At 60.7% G+C, this 1,080-nt stretch carries 2 protein-coding genes; one reads left to right on the plus strand and one right to left on the minus strand.

Annotated features, from left to right (window positions below):
• A partial coding sequence (locus AC097P_RS24765) for a type 1 glutamine amidotransferase family protein (protein ID WP_479613068.1) occupies positions 1-384 on the minus strand: 384 nt, incomplete at its 3' end.
• Positions 385-494: 110 nt separating this feature from the next.
• Here AC097P_RS24765 and AC097P_RS24770 point away from each other — a divergent pair.
• Positions 495-1,080: substrate binding domain-containing protein (locus AC097P_RS24770; protein WP_479613069.1), on the plus strand; the 586-nt coding region annotated here is incomplete at its 3' end.

Consider the following 1,080-nt stretch of genomic DNA (forward strand, 5'->3'; position numbering starts at 1 on the left):
AAATGCCGTTTCCACCGCGCGGGTCACGCCTGCGTCTGTGGGCAGGTCCCACATGGTGCCGTGGCCGCCGGGGAAGAACACGGCGTCAAATGCACCGGCGTCCATATCTGCCGCCACGCGGGTTGTTTTGGCAATGGCCTGCGCCACGGGGTCGGCCAAAAAGCGCTCCACCAGCGGGTCGTTTTCGCCTGCGGGCTTCAGGCTGCCGGGGTCCAGCGTGATGGGCCCACCCAGCGGAGATGCCAACACCACCTCGACGCCAGCGTCCATCAGCTGGTAATAGGGCACGGCCAGTTCATCGGCCCAGATGCCGGTGGGTTTGCCGCTGGCGCCCATGACGGTGTTGGAGGTGGCAATCATCAAAATGCGTTTGGGTGCGGTCATACGTGTTTCCAATCAAAAAGGAGAGTGTTACGGGCAGGCCTGCACTGTATTGCCTGATTGAAAGTAGATAAACTGATAAAAACAACATTTACTAATTACATGGTGTAACTATGAGCCGCAGTTTTGACCCTGTGCAGTTGGGCAGTATCGAGATGTTTTGCAAAGCGGCCGAGTTGCACGGCTTTACCGCTGCAGCCCAAGCACTGGGCGCTACCGCCGCCGCGGTGAGCCGTTCGGTGGGGCGGCTGGAAGAGCGCCTGGGTGCCAAGCTTTTTACCCGCACCACACGCCTGATGCGCTTGACCGAGGAGGGCCGTGCGTACTTTGAGCAATGCCGCCAGGCGTTGGCGCAGATCGAAAACGCCGAGCGCGCCATCAACGGCCGCCAGGCTGAGCCTTCGGGCCTGCTGCGCATATCCATGCCCACCACGTATGGGCATTACCGCGTGTTGCCCGCGTTGCCCCGGTTCATGGCCCAGTACCCCAAGGTCAAGGTCGAGTTGGATCTGAGCAATCGCAACATCGACTTTGTTGAAGACGGCTACGACCTGGCAATACGCGGGGGTGCGCCCACAGATTCCCGTCTGGTAGCACGCAAGCTGGAAGACGCAAGCTTTGGTATCTTTGCTGCGCCCCAGTACCTGGCGCGCCGTGGCACACCACAGACCCCGGAGCAGCTGCAGGAACACGACTGTA

This window comes from Rhodoferax sp. ZS1R8 (assembly GCF_056521325.1).